Here is a 25,112-nt window from a genome sequence, read left to right on the forward strand (position 1 = left end):
CGAGTCCTGTTCGTAGCGGAACGTCAATGTTGAAGGAGTCTGAGATGATCACGAATAAAGCCACCCTCACCGATCGCAGCGTTGCCAAGCCCCCGGCTGCGGCGAATCACTACGTACTTGAATGGATCGAAGAGCAGGTCGAGCAATGCCAGCCGGACCGGGTCGTCTGGTGCGATGGCAGCGACGCCGAGCGCGAGCGTCTGCTCGCCCAGGGGGTGGAGGAAGGCGTGTTCATTCGCCTGAACCAGGAAAAACTGCCCGGCTGCTACTACCACCGCTCCAATTCCAACGACGTCGCGCGGACGGAGCATCTGACGTTCATCTGCACGCCGCACGACGACATGTCGGGGCCGACCAACAACTGGATGGACGACAAAGACGCGTACGCCAAGCTCGGCAAGCTGTTCGCCGGCTGCATGAAAGGACGCACGATGTACGTCGTGCCCTTCGTCATGGGGCCCATCGGTTCGCCGCTGGCGAAGGTCGGCGTGCAGTTGACCGACTCGCTCTACGTCGCGGTGAACATGGGCATCATGACCCGCATGGGCGACGTCGCCTGGAAAGAACTTGGCGAAAGCGACGAGTTCACCCGGTGTCTGCACTCGATCGGCGAGCTCGATCCCGAACGCCGATACATCTGCCACTTCCCGCTGGACAACACCATCTGGAGCTTCGGCTCAGGCTACGGCGGCAACGCGCTGCTGGGCAAGAAATGCCTCTCGCTTCGCATCGCCAGCTTCCTTGGCATGCAGCAGGGCTGGATGGCGGAGCACATGATGCTCATGGGCATCGAAACGCCCAGTGGCGAGAAGACCTACATCACCGGAGCGTTCCCCAGCGCGTGTGGCAAGACAAACTTCGCCATGCTCGTACCGCCTAAGAAGTATCGCGACGAAGGCTGGAAGATCACCACCGTCGGCGACGACATCGTCTGGATGTGGGTCGATGAAAAGAGCGGCAGGCTGCGAGCCATCAACCCCGAAACCGGCTACTTCGGCGTCGCGCCCGGCACGAACGACAAGTCCAACCCCAACGCCATGGCGTCGATCTCGAAGAACACCATCTACACCAACGTCGCCCTGCTGCCCGACGGCGATGTGTGGTGGGAAGGCAAGACGAAGCAGCCGCCCGCCGAGGCCATCGACTGGAAGGGCGACCCCTGGACGCCCGACAAGGGGACGCCCGCTGCGCATCCCAACAGCCGATTCACCGCGCCGATGGAAAACAACCCCGTGCTCGACCCGAAGGTGCACGACCCCAACGGCGTGGAAGTTTCGGGCATCCTCTTCGGCGGCCGACGCAGCAACGTCATCCCGCTTGTCTATCAGGCGTTTAACTGGATTCACGGCGTGTATATCGGCGCGACGCTCGGCTCGGAAACCACCGCCGCCGCGACCGGGAAAACCGGCGTCGTGCGACGCGATCCGATGGCCATGCTGCCGTTCATTGGCTACAACGCCTGCGACTATCTGCGGCATTGGTTCCGAATGCGAAAACAGATGAAAGACTGCCCGCGTATGTTCGCTGTCAATTGGTTCCGCAAAGATGAGGATGGCAATTTCATCTGGCCGGGCTTCAGTGAAAACATGCGCGTGCTCAAGTGGGTTGTCGACCGATGCCGCGGCCGGGCGTATGCCATCGAATCGCCGCTGGGCTGGACGCCACGCCTCGATGACTTCGACCTCGAAGGCTTGGATGACTTCACACCCGAAGACTTCAAACGGCTGCAATCACCGAACCCGGAAGACGTCAAGCGCGAAATGCTGTCACAGGAAGAACTGTTCCTCAAACTCGCGGGCGACCTGCCAAAGGAAATTGTCTTCCAGCGCGAACTTTTGATCAGTCGGCTGTGAGCAATGTTTTAGGATTTAAAATTCCCTGCCGTCGCGTTTGCGCGTGACGGCAGGCTTACCTGCCCCGAACCCTCGCTTTATCTGACAAAACAATGGCATGAGGGGACCGCCAGCGCCGTCAACCCACCGGCCGCAACGGGTCAGTCCACCGCAATACGCAAGTGATTCGGAGAAAGCGAGACGAGTATGGATGAGCCGACCCAACACCCTCCCGCCCCGGCTCCCGCGACCACAACGCCCTGGCATACGCGCGAACCCGACGAAGTCTTCAACAAACTCGACACGCGACCGGAAGGCCTCACCGCCGAAGAAGCCAGTCGCCGCCTCGAAAAGCATGGCCCCAACCGCCTCAAACCGCCACACCAACGCACCGCGCTCCAACGCTTTCTCACACAGTTTCACAACGTGCTGATTTACGTCCTGATCGTTGCGGGCGTGGTGACGACCATCCTCGCGCTGTTCGGCGATCGCGGCCACTTCGTCGACGCGGGTGTGATCTTCGCCGTCGTCATCATCAACGCCATCATCGGTTTCGTCCAGGAAGGCAAGGCCGAGCGCGCCCTCGACGCCATCCGCCACATGCTCAGCCCCGAGGCCACCGTCCTCCGCGACGGCGAACGCCACACCATCCCCGCCGAGCAGATCGTGCCCGGCGATATCGTTGCGCTGTCCAGCGGCGACAAAGTGCCCGCCGACCTTCGCCTGTTCCGCACACGCGATCTGCGCATTGATGAAGCGGTGCTCACCGGCGAATCCGTGCCGGTCGATAAAACCACCGACACCGCCGAGCCCGAGGCAGCGGTGGGCGATCGGCCGGGCATGGCCTTCTCCAGTGCACTGGTCACCTCTGGGCAGGGGCTCGGCATTGTCGTCGGCACGAGCGAAGACACGGAGATCGGCCGCATCAGCGAACTGCTCAGCGAAGTGCAGACGCTTACCACCCCGCTGCTGGAACAGATCCGAACGTTCGGCCACGTGCTCACCGGCATCATCCTCGCGCTCGCCGCGTTCACCTTCGCCTTCGGTGCGTTCTACTGGAACGAGCCGTGGTCGGACATGTTCCTCGCCGCCGTCGGCCTCGCCGTCGCCGCGATTCCCGAAGGCCTGCCCGCCATCCTCACCATCACGCTCGCAATCGGCGTGCAGCGCATGGCCAGACGCAACGCCATCATCCGCCACCTGCCCGCCGTCGATACGCTTGGCTCGATCACCGTCATCTGTTCCGACAAGACGGGCACGCTCACCCGCAATGAAATGACCGTGCAGACCATCGCCGCCGCCGACCAACGCTACCGCGTCACCGGCGTCGGCTACGCGCCCGACGGCGGCTTCCAACTCGAAGCCAGCGACGACAACAACACGCTCGATAACCTCGACGACAACCACCACCACCTCACCCAGCTGCTCCGCGCAGGCCTGCTGTGCAACGACGCTCGACTGCTCCACGAAGACAGTCAGTGGCATATGCAAGGCGACCCCACCGAAGGCGCGCTGCTCACCGCCGCCGCCAAAGCCCAACTCGACCGCGATGCCCTGCGCAAGCAACTGCCGCGCACCGACGCCATCCCCTTCGAGTCAGAACACAAGTTCATGGCTACCCTTCACCACGACCACGAAGGCCACGGCCTCATCTACCTCAAAGGCGCCCCCGAAGTCGTCCTCCAACGATGCTCACACCTCGCCCCCCAAAGCAGCCCATCTTCAGATGCACTACCTACTACCGACGACCTTCAACCGCTCGATCGCGAGGCCTGGCATGAAACCGTGAAGGGGATCGCGGGTAAGGGGCAGCGATTGCTCGCACTCGCCTACAAGCCCACCACGACAGACCATCATCAACTTAAGTTCAATGATGTTGAAAGCGACATGATCCTGCTCGGCGTGGTCGGCATCATCGACCCGCCGCGCGACGAAGCCATCGCCGCGATTCACGACTGCAAGCAGGCCGGCATTCGCGTAAAGATGATCACCGGCGACCACGCGCTCACCGCCAAAGTCATCGGCAAAGCATTGGGCATCGGCGACGGCGAACGCGCCCTGACCGGCGCCGAACTCGACCGCATGTCCGAAGATGAACTCAAGCAGGCCGCGAACGATGTCGACGTGTTCGCCCGCGTCAGCCCCGAGCATAAACTCCGCCTCGTCGAAGCGGTGCAAAGCCATCGGCAGATAGTCGCCATGACCGGCGATGGGGTGAACGACGCGCCCGCGCTCAAGCGCGCCGACGTCGGCGTCGCCATGGGCATCAAAGGCACGGAAGTCTCTAAAGAAGCGAGCGACATGGTGCTCGCCGACGACAACTTTGCTTCCATCGCCAGCGCGGTTGAAGAGGGACGCACGGTCTATGACAACATCCGCAAGGCGATCCTCTTCCTCCTGCCGACCAACGGCGGACAGTCGCTGGTGATCATCGCGGCGGTGATGCTCGGCTTTGCGCTGCCCATCACGCCGGTGCAGATTCTGTGGGTCAACATGGTCGTCGCCGTCACGTTGGGCCTGGCGTTGGCGTTCGAACCCAGCGAAGCGAACGTGATGCGCCGCCCGCCGCGCAAGCCCCGCGAAGCGCTGTTGTCACTGTATTTTCTCTGGCGAATCGCGATTGTTTCGCTGCTGCTCTGGGGGGTGACGTTCGGCCTGTTCATGGTCATGCGTGAGGTCTTCAACGCCGAGCTTCCGCTGGCCCGTACGGTCGCGGTCAATGCGCTGGTGGTCAGCTCGGTGTTCTACCTGTTCAACGCTCGTTACATCACCGCGCCGTCGTTCAACCGCGAGGGCATCTTCGGCAGCAGATGGGTCTGGCTCGCGGTCGTGCTCGTGCTGACGCTTCAGATGCTTTACACCTACCTGCCGATCGCTGAGCGGTTGTTTGACACCGTTCCGTTGAACGTGTGGCATTGGCTGATGATTCTGCCCGCCGGCGTGGCGATTTTTGCCATCGTGGAACTGGAAAAGAAAGTCGCACGAAATTGGCACAGTTAAGCTGCCTGCGAAATGGATGTCGCGTCCCGCTGCCGACCGCATCCGAAACAAATAGCCTGCCTGAAATCCCCGCAACACGCCTACCCGAGTCCCACCCATGCACACCCTCGCCCCCGACCGCATCGAATGGAAACGACCGGCCATCATCGTTGGCACGATTGTGCTCGCGACGATTGTCTACCTGCTCATGCCGGCGGATATGAACGAGCTGGCAAAGCGTGCGGTGGCGATCTTCATCATCGCCGCGGTGTTCTGGGCGACCGAGGTCATCCCGCTTTACGCGACCTCGCTTTGCCTGGTCGGGTTGCAGGTGCTCCTGCTCGCGCACCATGGCGGCCTCGCGCCCGCGGACGTCGGGCCCGATGGCGGCAACCTTCAATTCACCGTTTTCTTCACGCCGTTCGCTTCACCGGTGATCATCCTCTTCCTCGGCGGGTTTCTGCTTTCCTCGGCCGTGACCAAGCACGCGCTCGACCGAGCGATCGCCGCGAAAGTGCTCGACCCGTTCACACGCAACCCGCTGCTGCTGATCTACGGCGTCATGCTCATCACCGCCTTCTTCTCCATGTGGATGAGCAACACCGCCACTACCGCGATGATGCTCGCCATCGTCGCGCCGCTGCTGAAAAACCTCAGCGACGATGGCAAGTTCCATCTCGCGGTCATTCTCGCCGTGCCCATGGGCGCAAACATCGGCGGCATCGGCACGCCCATCGGCACGCCGCCGAACGCGGTTGCCCTCGCGGCCCTGCGGCAGGGCGGCTTCGACGTCGGCTTTCTCGACTGGATGCTCGTGTTCGTGCCGCTGGCGGTGCTGCTGATGGCCGTCGCCGGCGTGCTGCTGTACTTCATGCTCCCGCCGGGCAAGGCGCTGTCGATCCCCCGCCTCAAGCACACCGAACCGATCTCCACGCGAGGCAAGATCACGCTCGCCATCCTCGTCCTCACCATCTGCCTCTGGCTCACCGGCTCGTGGCATGGCATTGACGACGCGGTCATCGCCCTCATCGCCGCTGCCCTGCTCACCGGCTTGCAGATGCTCGACCGTCGCGACGTCGACACGATCGACTGGAACATCCTCATCCTCATGTGGGGCGGCCTCGCGCTGGGCAACGCGATGAGCCAGACCGGACTGGTCGCCTACCTCATGGATCTGCCCATCGCCCAGACGACGGGCTTCCTGCTTGCCCTTACCGTCGTGCTGCTGGCGTACGGCCTGTCAACATTCATGTCCAACACCGCCGCGGCAAACCTCATCATCCCCATGGCGCTCGCGTTCCCCGCGCCGGAAAACGTGCAATTGATCATCCTCACCGCGCTGGCGTGCTCGTTTGCGATGGCGCTGCCGATCTCCACGCCGCCGAACGCGATGGCCTTCGCCACCGGCAGGCTGCCCGCCGCCACATTGCTGCGCGTGGGCGGGCTGATCTCCGCGATCGCCATCGGCGTCCTGCTGATGGGCTACCAAGTCATGCTGCCGCTGATCCTGAATCTGTGATGCAATTCGCCGCGCGGTCGATGGACACATATGGCGCAAACCCCCCGCATCTGCGGGGGGCTATTTCACAAGCGCGCGGCACCTCTTTATACGGATCGGACATGAATCTCGGGTGCGATGGAAGCCCACGGCGTCACGCCGTGGGCTTCAGCCTCCTGCACAGAGCCCGAGTTTGATGGGTAATCCGTATGACCTCATGCGCAATAGCCCCCCTCGGAAGCGGGGGAGGTTGCGCTCGTAATGAACTGCCGCGGGCCTCGCGGTCGATCGGACAAGCATAAAAAAACGGCCGACCCGTGAGGGCCGGCCGTTTTGATTGAAAACAATCTGTTGCTTCTCACCCGAACTTAGTTGTCGGGATCGTAAGCGGTTTCCTCGTCGATGTAGACCATGTGGGCGACAGCCGTACCGCCGTCAACATCATCATCTTCTTCAAAGATGTTGTCCGTACCGCCATCGTTGTCAGCATTCAACGGGCCCGAGCCGAAGCGAGTGCGAAGCACGTGAGTGGTTTCAAAGCTGACGCTGTTGTCGTTGCGGGCCACGCCGCCGCGCCAGTCGCCACTGCCGTCACGAGTGTGCACACTGTAGATGTCGTTGCCGGGACCACCCTTGGCACGATCGCTCACGGCGACGGCTTCGGTGTTCAGCGTTTCCGACCATTCACGCGAGCGCTGAGGCGACTCACCATCACGGATGTCGAGCATCGCGTAGGAGTAGTTGTCGATTCCGACGTTGTTGTCGGTGTCATCGCCATCCGCTTCGTCCTTGCCGGTGTCGGAAGGGCTGATGATGTATTCCGGCGTGAAGAAGTTGCCGTTGAGCAGGATGGCAAACCGGGTGGCGGGGTGATCGCCATCCTCGTTAGCCCGGAAGTCACCAGTGGTGACGCCGTTGCCTGTGTCAAGGATACCGGTCTGGCCGCTGAGGCCCGGGAAGTTGCTGCGGTTGCTCTGGGCGAACATCACCATGGCCTGGTGGATGCCGCGGATCTGCGTGTTGCTCTGCATTCGGCGGGCCGTGGCTCGGGCAGCGCCGAGGGCGGGCAGCAGAATACCGATGAGCAGCGCGATGATCGAAATCACCACGAGAAGCTCAATTAGAGTGAAACCTTTGTTCGTACGCATGTGAAACGCTCCTGAAAAAGAAAATAGAGAACAAGACCAAGGGGAACATTTTGATGTGTCTTCAGATTGTTCAAACGAAACGGGCATTGATTGGCAACGGTCCGGCGCGCCATTCGCCGGTCGTTTGTGCAGACGGTGATAAGGAATCTTTGCCAATCGACACAACGCCTTTTTGCTGAAAAACCTGACACACACCACAAGAAGGCGAACCATTCGCCCTATAAAACACTAGATTATTTCAGTGAACATGCCGTGCCATCCGATGGGGTTCGAGATCCATGGAAGCCAACATGTTTCGGGCCAAGCGCGGCGAACCTTGGAGGGGCGAGGTTGCCGAGTCCCAGATGAGTCTGAAGCGGGACTCGTTCGCGAGGGCGTGACCCTTCTTGCCTGCCCGGAAGGGTGGCTGGGAAAAGCCGACTGATTGCATTTTCGTGTATCTCAATAGCGTTGAGTATCGTAACGCGATCGACGGAACGATGTCAAGCTGTAGAAGCGCGGCCGATTGTGCCGTTTGGATGAGCGTCGCGGGTCGTGTATGCAGAAGATGTTGATGCTAATGGTTTTGCGCGATTTAGCAGGGTCTGGTGCGATGGCGTTGGGGGGCAAAGATTCTTTTCAACATGTCGTTGAGCGCGGGGAAACCCGTCGACGAGCCGTGCGCTTCTCGGGCGGAAAGTGGTTACGAGGGCAACACGGGTTCTCATTTAGCCGCGGGCCTTGGCCCGCGCTTTCGGCCCGCAGGGCCGAAGAAGGCGGTGCAAGCACCGCCGCTAGATATTCCAAATGTTAAAGCCGCGTTGTCGTTCTACGCGTCGGTGTTGCCTTGGTCATCGGTGCCGACATTCTCGCTGCCGACGTCTTCGCTGCCGGCTTCGTCGGCGTTGTCTTCCGCGACGCAGGCGAGTGCGACGAGGCGGTCGCCCTGCTGGACGTTGATGACTTTGACGCCCTGCGTGCCTCGGCCGGTGCGTCGGACGGGGGCGGCGTTGATGCGGACGATCATGCCCTGGTAGGTGATGAGCATGAGGCTGGCCTCGTCGGAGACGGTGAGCAGGCCGACGACCTGTCCGTTGCGCGTGTTGACGGTGATGTCGCGTCGACCCTTGCCGCCCCGGCTTTGCGGTCGCGACCCGGTTTCGGACTGGACGAGGTACTCGCTGGTGGGCGTTCGCTTGCCGTAGCCGTTTTCAGTGACGGTGAGCAGGTCGGTTTCTTCGCCTTCTGCGATGCGGACCAGGCCGACCACTTTGTCATGCCCAGCGAGGTCGATGCCCTTGACGCCTGTGGCGGTGCGTCCCATGACGCGGACGTCGTCTTCCTGGAAGCGGATGGCCATGCCCAACGTCGTGCCGAGCAGGACGTGGTCGCTGCCGGTGGTCCAGAGCACGCCGACGAGCTGGTCGTTTTCGCGGAGGTTGATGGCGATCAGGCCCGACGCGTTGACGTTGCGATAATCCTTCAGCGCGGTGCGCTTGACCAGGCCGTTGATCGTGGCGAACAGCAGGTAGACTTCGCCCTTCTCAAAGTCAGAGATGGGCATGAACGTGCAGATGCGCTCGTTCGGCTGAAGGTTGATCAGGTTGACAATGTTGCGCCCGCGACTGGTGCGCGGCGCTTCGGGGATCTCGAACACCTTGATCTTGAACACTCGGCCGGTGTCGGTGAAACACAAAAGGTCATCATGCGTACTGGCGACGAAGACCTGCTCGGTGAAGTCTTCGTCGCGCGTGCTTGCGCCGATCACGCCGCGACCGCCTCGGCCCTGCACGCGATATTCATCGACGGGCAGCCGCTTCACATAGCCGGCGTGCGTGATGGTGACGACGACCTGCTCGACAGGCGTCAGCGCGCCAAGGTCAAGCGCGCCGGCCTCGGCGTCGGCGATCTCGGTCTTACGCGGGTCGGCGTACTTGCCGCGGATCTCGGCGATCTCTTCCTTAATGATGTCCAGCACACGCTGCGGGTCGGCGAGAATGCCTTCGTATTCCTCAATCTGAGCGACAAGCTTGGCGTAGTTGGCGACCAGCGTTTCGATTTCCAAGCCGACCAGTTGGATGAGTTGCAGTCGGCCGATGGCTTCGGCTTGCACGCGCGTGAGGCGGACGTCGTTCTCATCCGCCATCGCTTTAAGGCGTTCCGGAATCTGCGGCGCGTACGGATGCTCCGGCGCGATGCGGAAGCCACGCTGCATCAGCTTTTCGATCGCCTCGTCGCGCGTTCGGCTACTGCGGATCAGGCGAATTACTTCGTCAATATCACACACCGCGAAGATCAGGCCTTCAATGCGGTGCGCTTCCTGCTGCGCTTGCTTGAGGCGGAACTGCGTGCGTCGGCGGACGACTTCCTGACGGTGGTTGATGTACTCCTGGATCAGGTCTTTCAGGCCCAACGTTCGCGGTTGGCCGTGCACCAGGGCGATGTTGATGATGCTGAACGTGCCCTGCAGCGGGGTCATCTGGTAGAGCTGGTTTTCGACGACCTGCGGGTCGGCGCCGCGTTTGAGTTCGATGACGACGCGCATGCCCACTCGGCCGGACGATTCATCGACGATGTTTGAGATGTCGGTGAGCTTGTCGGCTTTTCGGAGTTGGACGATCTTGTCGACGATGCCGTCGTTCTTGGAGGTCTGGTAGGGGATCTGCTTGACGACGAGTTGGTTCTTGCCGGAGCGGGTCTGCTCGTGTTCGATGCGGGCGCGGACGGTGACGCGGCCGCGTCCGTTGGCGTAGGCCTCGGCGATGCCGCGTCGGCCCATGACGATGCCGCCGGTGGGGAAGTCGGGGCCGGGCACGATATTCAGCAGTTCGCGCAGCTCGATCTGAGGGTTGTCGATGGTGGCGACGATGGCGTCGCAGATTTCGCCGAGGTTGTGCGGCGGCATCGAGCAGGCCATGCCCACCGCGATGCCGGTCGAGCCGTTGACCAGCAGGTTCGGCAGCTTGGCGGGGAGGACGGTGGGCTCGTCGACGGTTTCGTCGAAGTTGGGAATCCAGTTGACGGTTTCAAGCTTGAGGTCTTCGAGCATCTCCACGGCGTGGCGATGCATACGCGCCTCGGTGTAACGCATGGCGGCCGGCGGATCGGGGTCGATCGAGCCGAAGTTGCCCTGCTTGTCGATCAGCAGGTAGCGCGTTTTCCAGTCTTGAGCCATGTTGACCAGGGTGGGGTAGATGGCCTGGTCGCCGTGGGGGTGATACTTCTTCATGGTCTCGCCGACGATGCCGGCGCACTTGGAGTGCTTTCGGCCGGGCGAGAGATTCAGGTCGTTCATCGCGACAAGGATTCGCCGCTGCGAGGGCTTCAGGCCGTCGCGGACGTCGGGCAGCGCTCGGTCGACAATGGTGGACATCGCATAGGTGAGGTAGCTGTTGGACAGCTCTTCCTCAATGGCGAGGTCGACGGTCTGGCCCAGGGCGGCGGTTTCGGGCTGGTCCGATTCCGGGGAAGGGGGGGTCTGCTCGTCGCTCATATCACGGTGCACTCGTCGAGAGAAGTCGTCGGGGCGGAAACAAGCATTATAGCGGTTTTTACCGGCTCGGTCCGGTAGCGGGCCGGGCCTTGCAGGGCGATCGCACCTGATTTAACCGCTCGATTTTCAACGCCAAGACGCCAAGACGCCAAGGACAGCAAGTCGTTCTTGCCACGAAGACACGAAGGCACGAAGAAAACACGAAGAAAGGCAGAGAATTATTTTTTGGCAAGGCAGGGAAGCGTGCATCTGTTCCGAAACACCTGCCCCTCCCGTAATTCCCCCCCTTCCTTCTAATTCTTCTTCCCCCTTCTTCCCCCTTCGTGCCCCCTTCATCCCCTTCGTGCCTTCGTGGCTTGCCTTTCTTTCTGGCGTCTTGGCGTAATGAGCGATTAGCTGCGTTGGTCCTGCGGGGCCTTGCACCGCCCGGTCGCGGGTATCGGGCCAATGCCGAATGTCGAGCCGGGTAAGCTACGGATCTTCTACGTATGAAAACACTTATAAATAAAAATCGACTTCCCTCGCTGGGCGACGACACCTAAGCTTGCGCGGATGAGTCAGGCAAGCTGCCGTTGCGGGGTCGGTCCCGTTTGGGTGGGCATGCCGAAGTCGAGTCGTTACGCCAATCTCAAAGCACGGAGGCAGAAGGCCATGGCTGAGCAACCGCGTCATCGTGAACCAAGTCATCAGGAATCCACACCGCAGAACCCCGGACGGGGCGAGCCGTACGAAGTGCGCGAACCGGAACGCGGGACGCACCCCGGCGGCCGGGAAGCCTACGCCTCCGGGCAGCCGGGCTATCGGGAGGGCTACCGCGAGTATGAGCATCGCGGCGGCGGCCGACCGAATGAGCCGCGCCACGACACCGGCGAATCGGAGGCCCCGTTCCGCCACATCGGCCGACGGGTGAGTTGGGGGGCGATCTTCGCGGGCGTATTCGTTGCGTTGTCCGTGCAACTGCTGTTGAGCGTGCTGGGCATCGGCATCGGCGCAGCGGCGTTCGACCCGACCGGCGCTGCGGACCCGACGGCGTGGACCGTCGGGGCGGCAGTGTGGTGGGTCATCACGGGGCTGATCGCGCTGTTCATCGGCGGCTGGGTGGCAGGCCACCTCGCTACCAACCCCGACCGCCGCGATGGGGCGATCCATGGCGTGGTCACGTGGTCGCTGGCGACACTGATCGGCGTCTGGATGCTGACGACGACGCTCGGAACGATGACCGCTGGCGCGTGGACCGTCGTCGCCGAGGGCCAGCAACTGCAAATGCCCGCTGGCATCGAAGAGCAGATCGATCCGCAGCAACAGGAACAGCAGCCGCAGCAACAGCAGGATGCCATGCAGGACCCGCAGGAGATGTTGGACCAGGCTGGCGAGGCGGTTGCCCATGCAGGCATCTGGACGTTCGTAGCCATGGTCCTCGGCGCAGCTGCGGCGGGGCTCGGCGGATTCCTCGCGACACCACGCAATGCACCGAGTGAGATGAGCCGACGTGATATCGATCGACGCTGACGCGATTCGCAAGTCGGCCCACCCGGGCGGCAGCAACACACCGTTAGCCCCACCCGTGGCAATTTATGCGACGGGTGGGCTTTTTATTTAGAGACGGGAGCGGGGGAGGTTTATGGTTTCTCGTTTCTGGTTGGGGGGAGGGAGTATCCAAGCCGGGCCCTGAGCGAGTCGCGAGCGAAGGGCCGGATCCGTTGGAATTTCTAATCGCTAATTGCTGATTGCTACGTGCATTGGCGGCGTTGCTTTCCGCTCGCGCAAAAAAAACGCCGCCGGCATGGTGCCGGCGGCGTGTGGGGGATCAGGTTGTCGTGCCGTTTAGAAGCGGCTTCGGCGGTCGTAGGACGCCGGGTCGTCCAGCAGGCCGGGGTAGAGGTTTTCCTCTTCTTCGTGCTGGATGATGATCGACGGCTTAACGAGGATCAGCAAGGTTCGTTCATCCTTGACCGTGCTGGTGTTGGTGAACAGCCGGTTGATGAAAGGCACCTTGGAAAGCACGGGGACGCCAGCTTCGATTTCGATCTCGTCGACGAGTCGCTGACCACCGAGCAGAAGCGTGCCGCCGTCGGGAACGCTGACGGTGGCGGCGACTTCGGTGATCTGAAGCGTCGGTGCTTCGAGGGTCGCGGAGATTGGAATCGCGACCTCGTTATCGCCCGGGCCGGGGATGGTGACGACAGCGTTCTGGGTGATTTGCCGGATGGCGTCCAACTGTGCGAGGCTGGGCTGGAGCGTCATTGTGACGTACCGGCGGTCAGCGGAGACGGTGCCCTGAACCTGTAGCACGACACCGGAGTTGACGACGGACAGTTCCTGGTTGAAGCCCGCTGCGTCGGGGATGGGCTCAAGGTCGCTGATGAAGGCGAACTGCTGAGCGACGACGACGAAGGCGGTCTGGCCGTTGAAGAAGGTCACGCGTGGGGCCGTGAGCGAAACGGATCGCTGGCTGGCTTGGGTTGCGTGGACCAGGAGGTTGACTTCCAGGTCGTCGAGGTAGCTGACGCCGAGGTCAAGCGATCGGCCGGTGCGGTTGAAGCCGTCCGGTCCGAAGCCGGTGGGGCGACCGATGCTCGTGCCCGGCTGGAATCGCCCGGGCGTGCGGTCGGTCTGCGGGTTGTTGGTGATGCTGGCCGAGTCCTGTCCGAACCGGATCGGACCGAAGTTTCCGCCGGGGCTGTCGATCTGGAAGTCGAAGTCGACGCCGATGTTTTCCAGGAAGTTCTGGTCGACGAGGAGGAATCGGGCTTCGACGGAGATCTGGATGGCCCGCGTTTCGCGGAGCTGGCTGAGCAGGTCGATGACGCTGCGGTGGTTGTCGGCTGTGGAACGGATGATGAGGTTGCCGTTGTACTCCCGCATGCTGGAGACATCGCCGCCGAACTCATCCCAGTCGTCGATGCGGCCGACAGTGCTGCGGACGAGGTCTTCGATTTCCTCGATCATTTCCGCGCGGGTGCGGAAATCAGGGTCTTCGTCCGAACCGGTGTCGCCGAACAGCCCGCCGCGGCCACCGCCGCCGCCGCCGCCGCCGCGACCACCACCGCCACCGCCGCCGCGACCGCCACGGCCACCGCCGACGTGGTCGGAGTCAAGGGCGCTTTCGAGGTCGAATCGCGGAGCGTTGTCGAAGTTGGGCACCTGCACGAGCAGGTCGCGGATGTCGTAAACGCGGGTGTCAGTCGTACGGCGAAGGTCGGCTTCCGTGGAAACGTGCACGATGCCGTCGATCACCGAAAATTGAACGGGCTCGAAATCGCTGGACGCCTGGGCAAGTACGAGGTTCAGCGCCCGCTCGGCAGGCACGTTGCTCAGTTGAAGGCTCACGGGCGTGTCCTGATCGACACCCGCCATCTCCAACGCGCCCCAGTTGACGAAGAAGTTCTGCTCCGTGGCGTCACGGAAGTAGTCGATCACGTTGACCAGACGGTTGGCTTCGAAGTTCACCGGCAGCGGCTCACGCAGCGCCGCACGCGTGGCACGGTTGGCTTCGGTTTCGCCCATCGAGTCGTCCATATCCGCCAGACGACGTACGGTCAGTTCCGGCCAGTCGTGCGGATAGGTCACCAGGTCGGTGTAAGGCTGCGTAGCTTCAATGTTCAGAGCACGCTGCTGGGCGATGCGGCGGTCGCGGTCCTGACGCTGCTCACGGAAGTTCACGAGCACCTGGCCGTCTTCAATGCCCATCTTCATCGCTTGTGCCGCGACGTTCATCGGGTCGATCGCCAAAGCGCGATCCACCAGCTCCAACGCCCGGTCGTAACGCATTTCAAGACGCATTTCCATCGCACGCGTCAGCAACTCGTTGATCTGCTCGCGACGCTCACGCTCGGCAGTGACGCGGGCGTCACGGCGGTCACGCTCTTCCTGCTGAAGGGCCACCCACTGTCGGCGGGCCTCTTCCTCGTCACGCTGTTCGTTGATGGTGATGGCAAGCTGCTCGGCGGAGTCACGCAGGTCGCGATACTGGGCCGGGGGCAGGAACCGCTGCTCGCGGTCGAGGGTGACGCGGGCACGATCGACCGCGTCGCGGGCGGCGGTGTAGTTGCCGCCTTCCAGTCGATTGCGGGCCGTATTCAGGCTCGATCGCACGTCGGCGACCGCCTGCTGCGCCCGCAGGTCGCGGTCCATTCGCTCACGGCTGATCAGGTCATCCGGTGCCAGCGCCTGCTGCCGACGGGCACGCAGAGCTCGCAGTCGATCGACCGTTTCTTCATGGTTGGGGTCCAGCTCGCGGGCCGCTTCATATCGGCGGATCGCCAGCTCGATGTTGCCCTCTTCCTCGGCGATGCGGGCCTCGGCGAGGAATTCCTGATGACGCAGCGAGCGGGCCCGCTGGAACAGGTCGTCCCGAGCCGCCGGTTCCCCATTGGCAGCTTCTTCCGCCCCAGCCTCAGCCACGGCGACTTCGGTGATCTCTTCGGCGACCTCGTCCGCAGGCTCCTCCGCCGGGGCTTCCACGACCGCGGCGACGGCTTCTCGCTCATCCTCTTCCGCAGCCACTTCGACGGCTTCCGTCTCGGCGACTTCTTCTTGCTCGGCAGGTCGGCTGGCTTCGTGCTGACGCTGGGCAAGGGCGAGCTGGCGCTCGACCCGCTGCTGGTCAAACCAGCCCAGGCTCACGCCGCTGGCCTGCACACGTTCGAGGCGTTCGATGGCCTCGGCGTGATCGCCACGCTCCAAGGCTTGGTTCGCGAGGTCAATTTGTTCGCGGGTGATCGTCAGCTCGCGGTTGGCCTGGCGACGCAACTGGGCGAGGCTGGCGCTGGCCTGGCCTCGCTCGCTGTCGCTGGCTTGCTCGTCCGCGATGACCTGGCGGTAGAGCTGCGAGGCGGCGTCAGGATCTTCCGAGGCCATCTGGTCCGCCTGGCTGAGCAGCTCTTCGGGGGAGAGGGCGATCCATTCGACCTCCTCTTCCGCCTCGGCGTCGCCGTTGGCTTCGACCGCGTCGGCGGTCTGGCGGTCGATCTCCTGCAGCGTGCGGAACAGCCGAACACGCTGGTTCGGCGGCAGCTGCATGTGGTCGACCCGTCGCAGCGACTGACGCGCCGCTTCAAGGTCTCCCTGTTCGAATTGCTCCATGCCCTGTGCGAAGAGCTCACCGGCATTGGCCTGCGAGTTCTCGGCCAGAGCGGCGCTTGACGCCACCCCGACAATCAGACTGAAGCAGACCGTGACGACAGTTAGCAACTGACGGGTAAGCAATGCAGGGCCTCCACTAACAATGGTCATGACCGGGCAGCATGTCGAGCGCGTCCAGCGGGTCGATCGTGCGTGAGCATCGGGCCGGCTTTTCTTGCGGCAAGGGGAACTATTGCGAGCCAGCTTGAGAATACAGCCGAACCGCCATTTGCCCACAGTCGAGAAGTCTAAAGACTGTATTGGCAAGCTGCAAGTGAGACCCCGGGTCGACGCCCGGGGATTCACCGGGTTCGGGCCGGGCCGCTGCTCGCGTGGATTGAATTTTCAAGTCGGGCCGGACCGGTTGACACGCCGGGCCACGAAGCTCATGGCTCGAAAGGAAAATGCTCAGGTAGGACCGTCATCGGCGTGCTCAGCGTAAAGCCGATCCCGTCGTCAAAATGCACCTGCACGAACGCCGCAAGCCAACCCTCGTCCGGAGCGGTGAGCGTCACCTCGGCCTGCTTGCCCGCGGTCTCGATCGTTTGCGACTGCCAGTGGGCCTGCCGATAGTCACGGTTCGGCGAGTGCGCCTCCCACAGCGTCACGCGCGTCGCCGACTCGTCCCAGCGGACGTGCAGGGTGATCGACTCGTCGTCGGCAGCGGGCTCACGCGTCAGCTCGACCGTCGGCATCGCCCGCTCGGTGAACACCCGCTCGGCAAACGCCAGCAGCGTCGCCCCCGCCTGCTGCCCCGCGCCGTGCCCGGCGTTGGGTACGTACGCCAGATGGGTTGGCCCCGCCAGTTCGTCGACGTACAGATTCGCCGCGTCCACCGTCCAGTACGGGTCGTTCGTGCCGAGCACGATCAGCTTCGGCAGCGTCAGCTCGTCGCGGTAGGCAAACGGGTCGACGATGTCCACCAGCGATCGGCCGGGCTCGGTGTCCAACGCATCAATCAGGCCCCGTTCCGTGTAATCGCGGATCATCGGGCTCGTGCTGCCATACGTCGCCTGCTGCTGGTGGATTTGTGGCGAGAAATTCAGCACGTCGATCACCATCGGCGCGATCGCCTGTACGCGATCGTCGACCGCCGCGGTCAGCCAACTCGTCCACCCCCGCTTCGACGCGCCGGTGAGCACATATGCCTCAATCGCCAGGTCGTGTTCGTGGACAAGCACCTGCTCGAACGTGTCCATCGCCCGCACCGCCGACTTGACCATCGGCAGCAGCAGCGGCCAGTCGCTCCCGCCGTCGAAATCGTCCCCGGCACCATTTTCAACATCGCCCCCGCCGCCGGCAACTCGTTCGCCAAGCAGATATTGCTGGAACGTGTGGGCGATCGCCGCATCTTCGTACATGCCGTCGAACAGCGGTTGATTGGGCACTTGCTGGAGCATCGCCACCGGCACGCCCAGTCGATTGGCCGCCGTCACCGCCATGGCTGCCTGCTGGCCCTGGGGCGGCTCGCTGTTGGACGCCCCGCCGCCGATCATCAGCACCGCCTTGCCCGCGTGTTCGATGTTGTCGGGCACGATAATCGTCATCCAATGCTGCCACGCCTTGTCGCGCCACGTCTGCGACTGCATCCGCACGTCATGCCGACTGGCGTTGCCGAGTTGCTGCGTCTGCACCAGTTCGTAGCTGTACGTGTCGTCCGTCCGTTCGACGTAATCGCGCAACGCTGTCTCGGTCGCCGCCGCCTGCTCGACCGCCAGCGCCAGACCCGTACTCGCCGCCAGCACCATCATCACAACAAGTCGGTACCACATCCGTCGGCTCCTCAGCATGCCCCCGAATTCTCCGGCCACAACCCGGGCCGACCACCACGTCCGCCCAGGCAGGCCCTTAGTCGAATGTTACGCACGCCATCGGCAGCAGTTCGCCCACCCTTGGCTTTCACCACCGCCGCGATTCGGCTATGGTTACCAAATCGACAGGAGCCCAACCGATGAGCCAACCCAGCGACGTTTTCACACCCGGCCAACGCGTCGAAGTGACCCAACAGATTCCCCAGCGCGACGAAGTCTGGACCAACAAGTCCCAGGGCGTCGTCGTTCGCTATGACCAACGAAAAACCGGCTCGTGGTACGCCCACTCCAAAGATGACCGCCTCTGGCTCGACCGGCTCGTCATCCGCAAAGACGACGGGGAGTTGGTGACCTTCAACCTCGACAACTACACCCACGTCGAGATCATGAACAACGACGCCGCGGCCGACCAAACCCCGGTATCACCATGAACCTCCGTACCCAAATGCCACTCGGCGTCACGGCTGTCATGCTCCCCGAACTTGATTTCGATGAGCAGGTCGCCCTCTGCAAGCAACTGAACATCACGCACTACGTCTACCGCCCCCGCGTCGTGCCCGACAACCAGAAAAACGACGCCTACACCAACTGGGGCAACCACAAGTTCGACCTCACGCCCGACAAGCTCGTCGAGCAGGGGGCCGAGCTTCGCAAAAAGCTGCAAGCCGCCGGGTTGCAAGGCTACTGCACCGTCGCTCGGCTGAATGCCGACGAGACGGACGACATGCTCACCGTGCACCTGCGCGGCGCCGCCGCCGGCGGCTGCCAGAGCATCCGCATTGGCCCGCCCGCGTACCCCAGCGACAAGCTGTTCGACTTCCCGGCGTACCTTGAGCAGGCAATTGGCCACTATCGCCGCTGCTGCGACCTCGCCGAGCCGTATGGCTTGAAGGTTGTGATCGAGATGCACGCCGGCAACAGTGCCGCGTCGCCGGGCCTGGCACGCCACATCGTCGAGTCGTTCGACCCCTCCGAACTGGGCGTCATCCTCGACCTGCCCAACTTCGTGCGCGAAGGTTTCGTGCAGCCGACGCTGACGGTCTCTGTGCTGGGCAAGTGGGTCGACCACGTCCACCTCGGCGGCAATCGGCAGGTCGCCGGCGAATATGACGAGCTTGGCTTCCGCAAGCCCGGCACGCAGATGTGCCCGCTCACCGAGACAGGCCTCTACGTGCCCGCATGGATCGACGCCATCGCGCAACTCGAACGCGAAGTGCCGTTGATCATCGAAGACTACACCCCGGCCCTCCCAGGCGCCCTGCGCCTGCGCAACACTGCCGACGCCATCACGCGACTGCTCGACAGTAAGTCCGCTTAACCCACTCGAAAAAGAGATGCCCCCCCGAATCCCACGAATTCAATCCGTGGGATTCATTTTGCGCCGCGCAGGATGGGAACGGTGTTGGTGCAGCGCATGTGGCCGGGTAAGATGGGTGCCAGATCATCTTTCTCTTCAACGACTGGGGATGCTTAACATGAAACGACTCACCTGGATCGGTTTGGCAGGCTTGCTGTGTGTGGCCCTGACTGTGCCCGTTATCTCGGCGGCGAACCTTCGCGAGCAGGATCAGCTTCGGCTGACCGAGGTCAAGGAACGCCATGCCACTGAACTTGAGCGGGCGGCGCAGAGCTATTACGCCCAGGTGCAGCGCGCCAACCGGACGCTGGAGACCAACTATCAGCGGATGATCGAATCCTACGATCGGCGGGGCGACAGCGAGACCGTCGAAGCGCTCCAGGCCGAGCTGGCCGAGCTGCTCGCCAGCGCCAGCGAGCCGCCCGCCGGCCCCGAGCCGGAGGCCAACCGCGAGCCGGGCCACGTGCGGTTGATCCAGTCCATCGGCCCACGGCTGGTCGACGCGGGGAACAACTTCGGCCAGACCGAGTCGCTCGCCAGCAAGGACTACGTGTTGCTCTACTTCTCCGCCGGCTGGTGCCCTCCCTGCCGAGCGTTTACGCCCAGCCTCGTCGATTTCCGCAACCGACACGCCGAGCGAGGCAACTTCGAGGTCGTCTTCGTCAGCTCGGATCGCTCGCCGAACGACATGTTCAAGTACATGGGCGACTACAACATCAACTTCCCCGCCGTGCCGTTCAACCGCATCGAGGCCAGCCGACTGCGGAACACCTACGGCGGCCGGGGCATCCCCAACCTCGTCATTGTCGACCGGGAAGGCGAAGTCGTCTCCGGTAGCTATGTGGATGGCCAGTACGTCGGGCCACGCAAAGTGCTGGCGGACATGGAGCAGTTGCTCCGCTGATCACATGGCGGGTGCTACGGGGTTTAACAATGCAAAGCCCACGGATGGCCATCCGTGGGCTTTATTTTGCGCTGTCGCTGGTCTGGTCGGCGAGGTCGTTGGTGGGCGGCTGGGTGGGTTGCTCGTTGGTGAGCGTGGGGTGGTTGATCTGGTCGAACTGGTTGATGCGGTCGATGAGTTGGCGGAGGTGGCCGTAGTCTCGGCGGGTGGACTGAAAGTAGAGTCGGGTCAGGTCGAGGTGGTCTTCTTCCACGTCGAGGGCGCTGCCCTGTTCGATGCGGCCGGCGGCGAGGAGGATGGCGAACTCGGCGTTGAGCTTTTCGATTTGTCCGTCGGTGAGCGGGCGCATGATCCGCAGCACGAGCAGGTCCTGCACGAACCGCTGCGAGTGATAGTTGCGATAGAACTGCGTGACGTACTGGCAGGCCTCGGCGGGGTCGTCGGTGACGAGGTAAAAGCTGAGGTCCTGCTCGCTGATCATGCCGTTGGCGAGCAGTTGGCGTCGGACATACTGGTCCCATTCTTTCCAGTACGTGCCGCCGGGCTTATCGATCATGACGATGGGCAGGACGGGGGCCTTGCCCGTCTGGATGAGGGTGAGTGCTTCGAAGCCTTCATCGTGCGTGCCGAAGCCGCCCGGGAACAGGGCGATGGCGTGGCTATGCCACATGAACATGAGTTTGCGTGTGAAGAAGTAGCGGAAGGTGATGAGCTTGGGGTCGCCGACGATGTAGTCGTTGGCGTTGGTTTCGAAGGGTAGTCGGATGGCGACGCCGAAGGAGGCCTCGCGGCCCGCCCCGCCGTGGCCGGCGCGCATGATGCCGTCGCCGGCACCGGTGATGACCATCCAGCCGGCGCCGGCCATCTGGCGGGAGTATTCGACGGCCGCCTGGTAGCAGGGGTCGTCTTCCTTCGTGCGGGCCGAGCCGAACACGGAGACCTTTCGCTCGTCGCGATACGTGCGGAAGACCTTCATCGCGTAGCGGAGCTCTTTGAACGATCGGCTGACGAGCTTGATTTCGCCAAGGTCCGCGCCGTCGCGCTGGAGTTTGATGACGGTGTGCATCAGCTCGCGGATGCGCATGCCGGCTTCGGTGGTCGGGTCGCCGCCGGTGTCGCGGATGAGCTGGTCAAGCTCGGCGAGCGGGTCGTTTCCAGATGAACGAGGTGCGTTGGTGGGTGTGTTACTCATGGTTAAAACGGGGTCGGTGACGCATCATAGCCGGGCGCATAGCGACAAATCAGCTTTGTTCGTCGGTTGAGGAGGAACGCGGGCGGAAGGCGACCTCCGGCTCGTGTTCGGAGTGCGCTCGGCCGTCGCCGCTGCGGATGCGCAGTTTCACGAGCACCCAGCGCCGGCTTATCCGCCAGGGGGTGGCGATCTGCCGCCAGAAGCGGATCCACCAGGGGCGCAGCGCGTCGAGGTTGCGCATGTCTTCGGGCAGCTGATCGGGGCGATGGTGGATGCGGTGCTTGAGCAGGTGGTAGTGGTCGCTGCGCTGGAGCATGCGGAGGATCAGCCGAGCGAGCGGGTTGTTGCCGGGGAAGCGGTGGGGCAGTGCGTAGTGGATCTGGTAGTCGATGAGGTTGGGCTTGCCGTCGTGGCCGACGATGATGTTTTCGCGTTTGTTGAGGTCAACGTGGGCGACACCGCGGGCGTGCACCTGCTCGAGCATCTGGACGAGCGTGGGGAAGAAAGCATCGTCGACGCGCTGGTGCTCAGCGAGGGGGTGGCCCTCAATGAAGTGGTGGGCGGTGACGTAGGGGGCGGGCTGGCCGTCGATCTCGACGGGGCCGGCGGAGCGGGGGATGCCTTCAATGCCCTGCAAGCGTTCGAGCACGCGCGTCTCGCGTCGCGCGAGCCGACGCCCGAGCCACTGCATCGGCACACCGAGCGCGGGGGCGGCGCGGTTGAACTTGGCGATCACCTTGCCCGCGGGCCCTTCGTAGAGGGCTGTACCCGCGAAGGTGTCATGCTTGAACACCGTGATACGCTGGTATGGCTCGCCGGCGAGTGTAATGACCGTGGGCGGCTCGGCGTCGCCCAAGGCGCGCAGCGAGCCCGGTCGGGCGCGAACCGTTTTGTCGGAGGTTTGTGTAGTCACGTCGTTGGCCGATAACTTACCAAAACCAGCAAGCGATCGGGGCGCGGTATAGCCGACCGCGATTCGCGTCAGCCCGTCGCGGGCGTGCGGTGGGCGATTCCGATAAAGCGAACAGCCGATTCTGGACGATATGAGGGACAGACACGTATCCGGAGACGGTGCGCGCCGTTTGCGTTGGCCAATCGGCTTGAGTGATCAGTGTTCACATGGAAGAGTCGCCCCCCCAACCTGCTCGTCGACGTGGCGGTGATCGGCCCGAGCCGAACTGGTCGCAGGTCTGGCAGTTGCCTTTGCTGCTGCTGGGCGCGGGGCTGTTCGTACTGGGCATCTGGCTGGTCATTCCCGATAAAGAGGCGTTCGACCATCAGGCCGAGCTGGACGAGGCGCAGAAGTTTCTCACCGCGAACAACCTCGAGTCGGCCGAGAAGCAGCTCCGCTGGGTGGAAGAGCATCTGGCGGAGGCGGATCGCGATGCACAAGCGCGGTTCTGGCATTACTGGGGCGACCTTCGCTACCTCGACATGCACGACCGCTACGACCGCCCGGCCGACACGCCCACCTGGCGGCAGACCAACGAAACGATTCTCCGCGCGTACGAGCGGACTGAGGAGTACGGACGCGAGCTCGATGGCGAATCGTTGCGGCGGTACGCCGAGACGCTGGTCATGCTCGGCCGAGAGCAGGACGCGCTGAAAATCGTCGACCGCATCGACCGTCACCAGGCCCGGCAGCGCTACCGCATCGTTCGGCAACTCATCGAACGCCATCGCGAGACCGCCCGGCAATCGGACCCGGCATATCTCGCGCCGCTGATGGACCGGTTTGAGGATGAGATTCGACACGAAGCCGACGACGAGCGTAAGCGGGCGCAGGAGATCTGGATCAGCCGTGTGCGGGCCGAGATCCGCATGGAGGCGGAAGACTACGACGGCGTGGTGACGTTCCTGCTGCGGCGCATCCAACGGCTCGACCGCGACCCGTCGCAGACCGAACAGCTCGCTCCGCTTCGGGTGGTGCTCGCCCAGGCGTACCACGCGCTGGGCCGATACGGGCAGGCCGAGCAGTATTTCAATCTCGCACAGCAGCAGCTTCCCGCACACGACCCGCTACAGGCGGAGGTGCTGGTGGGCATGGGACAACTGACGCTCGCCGACGGCCCGCGCGACGGCCGACGGGACGAAGGCCACCGCCACGTCGAGCAGGCCCACGAATATTTCAGTGCCGCGACGACGCAGTTCCCCACCGCGCCGGCGTACATTGATGCCCTCATCGGCCAGGCCGACTGCGAAGCGCGCATGGAGGCGTACGCGGACGCGGTCGACCACTTCCGCCTCGCGGTGGAGCAGTTGCACCGCACGACGCCGAGTTGGGACAGTCGACGGCTGGAGGTTGTCGAAGTGGTACGGTCGCATATTGATCGTCTCACGGAACAGCAGCGATACGAGCAGTCGCTGGATTTTCTTACGCTGCTGGTCCCGCTGCACGAGCGTGAGATGCCTGCCGACCTGCTGCTGGACTTTGCATTGACGCACGAGCACCTGGCCGAGCAGCGTCACGCCGAGGCCCAGCCGCGCGACGACGACGGCCAGCGGCGGCGGGGCATGACCGTCGAAGCCCGCCGACTGGCCAACCAGGAAGCGGCGACGCACTTCACCCACGCCGCGAACTATTATCTCCGCCACGCCCGGTCGGTGACCATTACCGACGACTACAGTCACGGACAAAGCCTCTGGCGGGCCGCGCAGAACTTCGATCGCGCCCAGCAATGGGGCGAAGCCATCAACACCTACGCCGAGTTCATCCAGACCCGCCAGCAGGACCCGCTGCGCCTACGGGCGATCAATCATCTTGGCAAGGCCTACCTCGCCGACGGGCAGTACAGCCCCGCGATCGACCTGTTTCTCGAACTGATCAACGATCACCCGCGCAGCCCTGAAGCGTACGACAGCCTTGTTCCGCTGGCCCGGTCGTACATCGGCGCTCAGCAGCACGACGCCGCCGAGCGAACGCTGCTCACTGTGGTCACCGATCACGAAGCGATCAGCCCGGAGACGAACGAGTATCGTCACGCGCTGATCGAGTTGGGGCGACTTTACTACCGCATGGGCGCGGACGACGGCGATCATTACATCGCCGCGATCGAACGCCTCGAAGAAGCCGTGGAACGCTACGGCCATACGGATCACAGCCCGACGCTCCGCTACCTGCTCGCGGATGCGTATCGCAAGTCGATCGAGCGTCTGGAAGAAGAGATTCAGTCGCGTCAGGTCCAGCGCGATCGCGTCGACCTTCAGCATGAGCGCGATCGTCGTCTGCAAGCCGCTCAGAAGTTCTACAACCAGGTCATCACCGAGTTGGAAGATCGGCCGGAGGGCACGCTGACCGCGTCCGAACGGCTGTACCTGCGAAATGCCTACTTCTATCAGGCCGACTGTGCTTACGACCGCGAACAATATGAGGCGGCGATCAGCCTGTACGACGCCGCTGCCCGCCGATGGGAGGAGCACCCGGCGTCGCTGATGGCGCTGGTGCAGATCGTCAACGCCCACTGCGAACTGGGCCAGTTCCAGGAAGCCCGCGTTGCGAACGAGCGGGCGCGGGCGCAGCTCGATCGGATTCCCGATGATGCGTTCGACGACCCGACACTGCCGATGAGCAGGCAACATTGGGAAGACTGGCTGCGCTGGACCAGCGAAGTCAACCTGTCGCAGGCGACGCGGTGAAACGCTGGATTGCCTGTCCGATCACACCCCTGCGCGCCGTTTCATTTAATCGTGGTGATCACATCGCACTCGTGCGGCGCATCGCGATGTGACCTGCGTTCAGCAGGGTTTCGAAAATTCTTGTTCAACCTTTTCACGGTCATCTGCCGATACTGCCCT

Annotated in this window: 14 protein-coding genes; 8 read left to right on the forward strand and 6 right to left on the reverse strand. The window is 63.2% G+C overall.

Annotation, left to right across the window (positions count from 1 at the left end; genetic code table 11):
• The first annotated feature begins 44 nt into the window (after positions 1 to 44).
• From ACERK3_09990 to ACERK3_10000, 3 genes are all read left to right on the forward strand, one after another.
• Positions 45 to 1,853: a phosphoenolpyruvate carboxykinase (GTP) gene (locus tag ACERK3_09990; protein ID MFA9478625.1), complete on the forward strand. Its 1,809-nt coding sequence runs from the start codon at positions 45 to 47 to the stop codon at positions 1,851 to 1,853.
• A 186-nt stretch (positions 1,854 to 2,039) separates the two neighbouring features.
• Positions 2,040 to 4,832 (forward strand): cation-transporting P-type ATPase, encoded by a 2,793-nt coding sequence (locus ACERK3_09995; protein MFA9478626.1) that lies wholly within the window; start codon positions 2,040 to 2,042, stop codon positions 4,830 to 4,832.
• A 97-nt stretch (positions 4,833 to 4,929) separates the two neighbouring features.
• Positions 4,930 to 6,330, forward strand: coding sequence for a DASS family sodium-coupled anion symporter (locus tag ACERK3_10000; GenBank protein MFA9478627.1), 1,401 nt, complete (start codon positions 4,930 to 4,932; stop codon positions 6,328 to 6,330).
• A 347-nt stretch (positions 6,331 to 6,677) separates the two neighbouring features.
• Here ACERK3_10000 and ACERK3_10005 read toward each other — a convergent pair whose 3' ends face one another.
• Together ACERK3_10005 and gyrA are read right to left on the reverse strand one after the other, a co-directional pair.
• Positions 6,678 to 7,457 (reverse strand): type II secretion system protein, encoded by a 780-nt coding sequence (locus tag ACERK3_10005; protein MFA9478628.1) that lies wholly within the window; start codon positions 7,455 to 7,457, stop codon positions 6,678 to 6,680.
• An 808-nt stretch (positions 7,458 to 8,265) separates the two neighbouring features.
• Positions 8,266 to 10,929: a DNA gyrase subunit A gene (gene gyrA / locus ACERK3_10010; protein MFA9478629.1), complete on the reverse strand. Its 2,664-nt coding sequence runs from the start codon at positions 10,927 to 10,929 to the stop codon at positions 8,266 to 8,268.
• 651 nt (positions 10,930 to 11,580) lie between these two features.
• On the opposite strand from gyrA, the gene ACERK3_10015 reads away from it, so the two are divergent.
• The gene (locus ACERK3_10015) at positions 11,581 to 12,438 is read left to right on the forward strand and encodes a hypothetical protein (protein ID MFA9478630.1); all 858 of its coding nucleotides are present in this window, start codon (positions 11,581 to 11,583) and stop codon (positions 12,436 to 12,438) included.
• A gap of 315 nt (positions 12,439 to 12,753) precedes the next feature.
• Here the strand turns inward: ACERK3_10015 and ACERK3_10020 are convergent, their stop codons facing one another.
• Together ACERK3_10020 and ACERK3_10025 are read right to left on the reverse strand one after the other, a co-directional pair.
• Positions 12,754 to 16,014 carry a hypothetical protein gene (locus ACERK3_10020; protein MFA9478631.1) on the reverse strand — a complete coding sequence of 1,087 codons (3,261 nt, stop codon included), beginning with the start codon at positions 16,012 to 16,014 and terminating at the stop codon, positions 12,754 to 12,756.
• Positions 16,015 to 16,439: 425 nt separating this feature from the next.
• A complete protein-coding gene (locus ACERK3_10025; protein MFA9478632.1) occupies positions 16,440 to 17,825 on the reverse strand; it encodes a PhoPQ-activated pathogenicity-related family protein in 1,386 nt (461 codons plus the stop codon).
• Between the two features lie 179 nt (positions 17,826 to 18,004).
• On the opposite strand from ACERK3_10025, the gene ACERK3_10030 reads away from it, so the two are divergent.
• The 3 genes from ACERK3_10030 to ACERK3_10040 all read left to right on the forward strand — a co-directional run bounded on the left by ACERK3_10030 (position 18,005) and on the right by ACERK3_10040 (position 20,125).
• Entirely contained in the window at positions 18,005 to 18,295 is a 291-nt protein-coding gene (locus tag ACERK3_10030; GenBank protein MFA9478633.1) for a hypothetical protein, read from the forward strand.
• Entirely contained in the window at positions 18,292 to 19,182 is an 891-nt protein-coding gene (locus ACERK3_10035) for a sugar phosphate isomerase/epimerase family protein (protein ID MFA9478634.1), read from the forward strand. Before ACERK3_10030 ends, ACERK3_10035 begins: the two co-directional genes overlap by 4 nt.
• A 157-nt stretch (positions 19,183 to 19,339) precedes the next feature.
• The gene (locus ACERK3_10040) at positions 19,340 to 20,125 is read left to right on the forward strand and encodes a thioredoxin-like domain-containing protein (GenBank protein MFA9478635.1); all 786 of its coding nucleotides are present in this window, start codon (positions 19,340 to 19,342) and stop codon (positions 20,123 to 20,125) included.
• Positions 20,126 to 20,186: 61 nt separating this feature from the next.
• On the opposite strand, the gene ACERK3_10045 is transcribed toward ACERK3_10040, so the two are convergent.
• Positions 20,187 to 21,317, reverse strand: coding sequence for an LOG family protein (locus tag ACERK3_10045; protein MFA9478636.1), 1,131 nt, complete (start codon positions 21,315 to 21,317; stop codon positions 20,187 to 20,189).
• 49 nt (positions 21,318 to 21,366) lie between these two features.
• On the reverse strand, positions 21,367 to 22,230 hold the full coding sequence (locus ACERK3_10050; protein MFA9478637.1) for a hypothetical protein: 864 nt from the start codon (positions 22,228 to 22,230) through the stop codon (positions 21,367 to 21,369).
• A 206-nt stretch (positions 22,231 to 22,436) separates the two neighbouring features.
• Between ACERK3_10050 and ACERK3_10055 the strand changes: the two genes are divergently transcribed.
• Entirely contained in the window at positions 22,437 to 24,953 is a 2,517-nt protein-coding gene (locus ACERK3_10055) for a tol-pal system YbgF family protein (protein ID MFA9478638.1), read from the forward strand.
• Positions 24,954 to 25,112 lie beyond the last annotated feature (159 nt).

The organism is Phycisphaerales bacterium AB-hyl4 (assembly GCA_041821185.1).
GTDB lineage: Bacteria > Planctomycetota > Phycisphaerae > Phycisphaerales > Phycisphaeraceae > Natronomicrosphaera > Natronomicrosphaera hydrolytica.

Coding starts and splice junctions, on each gene's coding strand:
- ACERK3_09990 (MFA9478625.1), top strand. CDS start 45: ATGATCACGAATAAAGCCACCCTCACCGATCGCAGCGTTGCCAAGCCC.
- ACERK3_09995 (MFA9478626.1), top strand. CDS start 2,040: ATGGATGAGCCGACCCAACACCCTCCCGCCCCGGCTCCCGCGACCACA.
- ACERK3_10000 (MFA9478627.1), top strand. CDS start 4,930: ATGCACACCCTCGCCCCCGACCGCATCGAATGGAAACGACCGGCCATC.
- ACERK3_10005 (MFA9478628.1), bottom strand. CDS start 7,457: ATGCGTACGAACAAAGGTTTCACTCTAATTGAGCTTCTCGTGGTGATT.
- gyrA (MFA9478629.1), bottom strand. CDS start 10,929: ATGAGCGACGAGCAGACCCCCCCTTCCCCGGAATCGGACCAGCCCGAA.
- ACERK3_10015 (MFA9478630.1), top strand. CDS start 11,581: ATGGCTGAGCAACCGCGTCATCGTGAACCAAGTCATCAGGAATCCACA.
- ACERK3_10020 (MFA9478631.1), bottom strand. CDS start 16,014: ATGGAGCAATTCGAACAGGGAGACCTTGAAGCGGCGCGTCAGTCGCTG.
- ACERK3_10025 (MFA9478632.1), bottom strand. CDS start 17,825: ATGTGGTACCGACTTGTTGTGATGATGGTGCTGGCGGCGAGTACGGGT.
- ACERK3_10030 (MFA9478633.1), top strand. CDS start 18,005: ATGAGCCAACCCAGCGACGTTTTCACACCCGGCCAACGCGTCGAAGTG.
- ACERK3_10035 (MFA9478634.1), top strand. CDS start 18,292: ATGAACCTCCGTACCCAAATGCCACTCGGCGTCACGGCTGTCATGCTC.
- ACERK3_10040 (MFA9478635.1), top strand. CDS start 19,340: ATGAAACGACTCACCTGGATCGGTTTGGCAGGCTTGCTGTGTGTGGCC.
- ACERK3_10045 (MFA9478636.1), bottom strand. CDS start 21,317: ATGAGTAACACACCCACCAACGCACCTCGTTCATCTGGAAACGACCCG.
- ACERK3_10055 (MFA9478638.1), top strand. CDS start 22,437: ATGGAAGAGTCGCCCCCCCAACCTGCTCGTCGACGTGGCGGTGATCGG.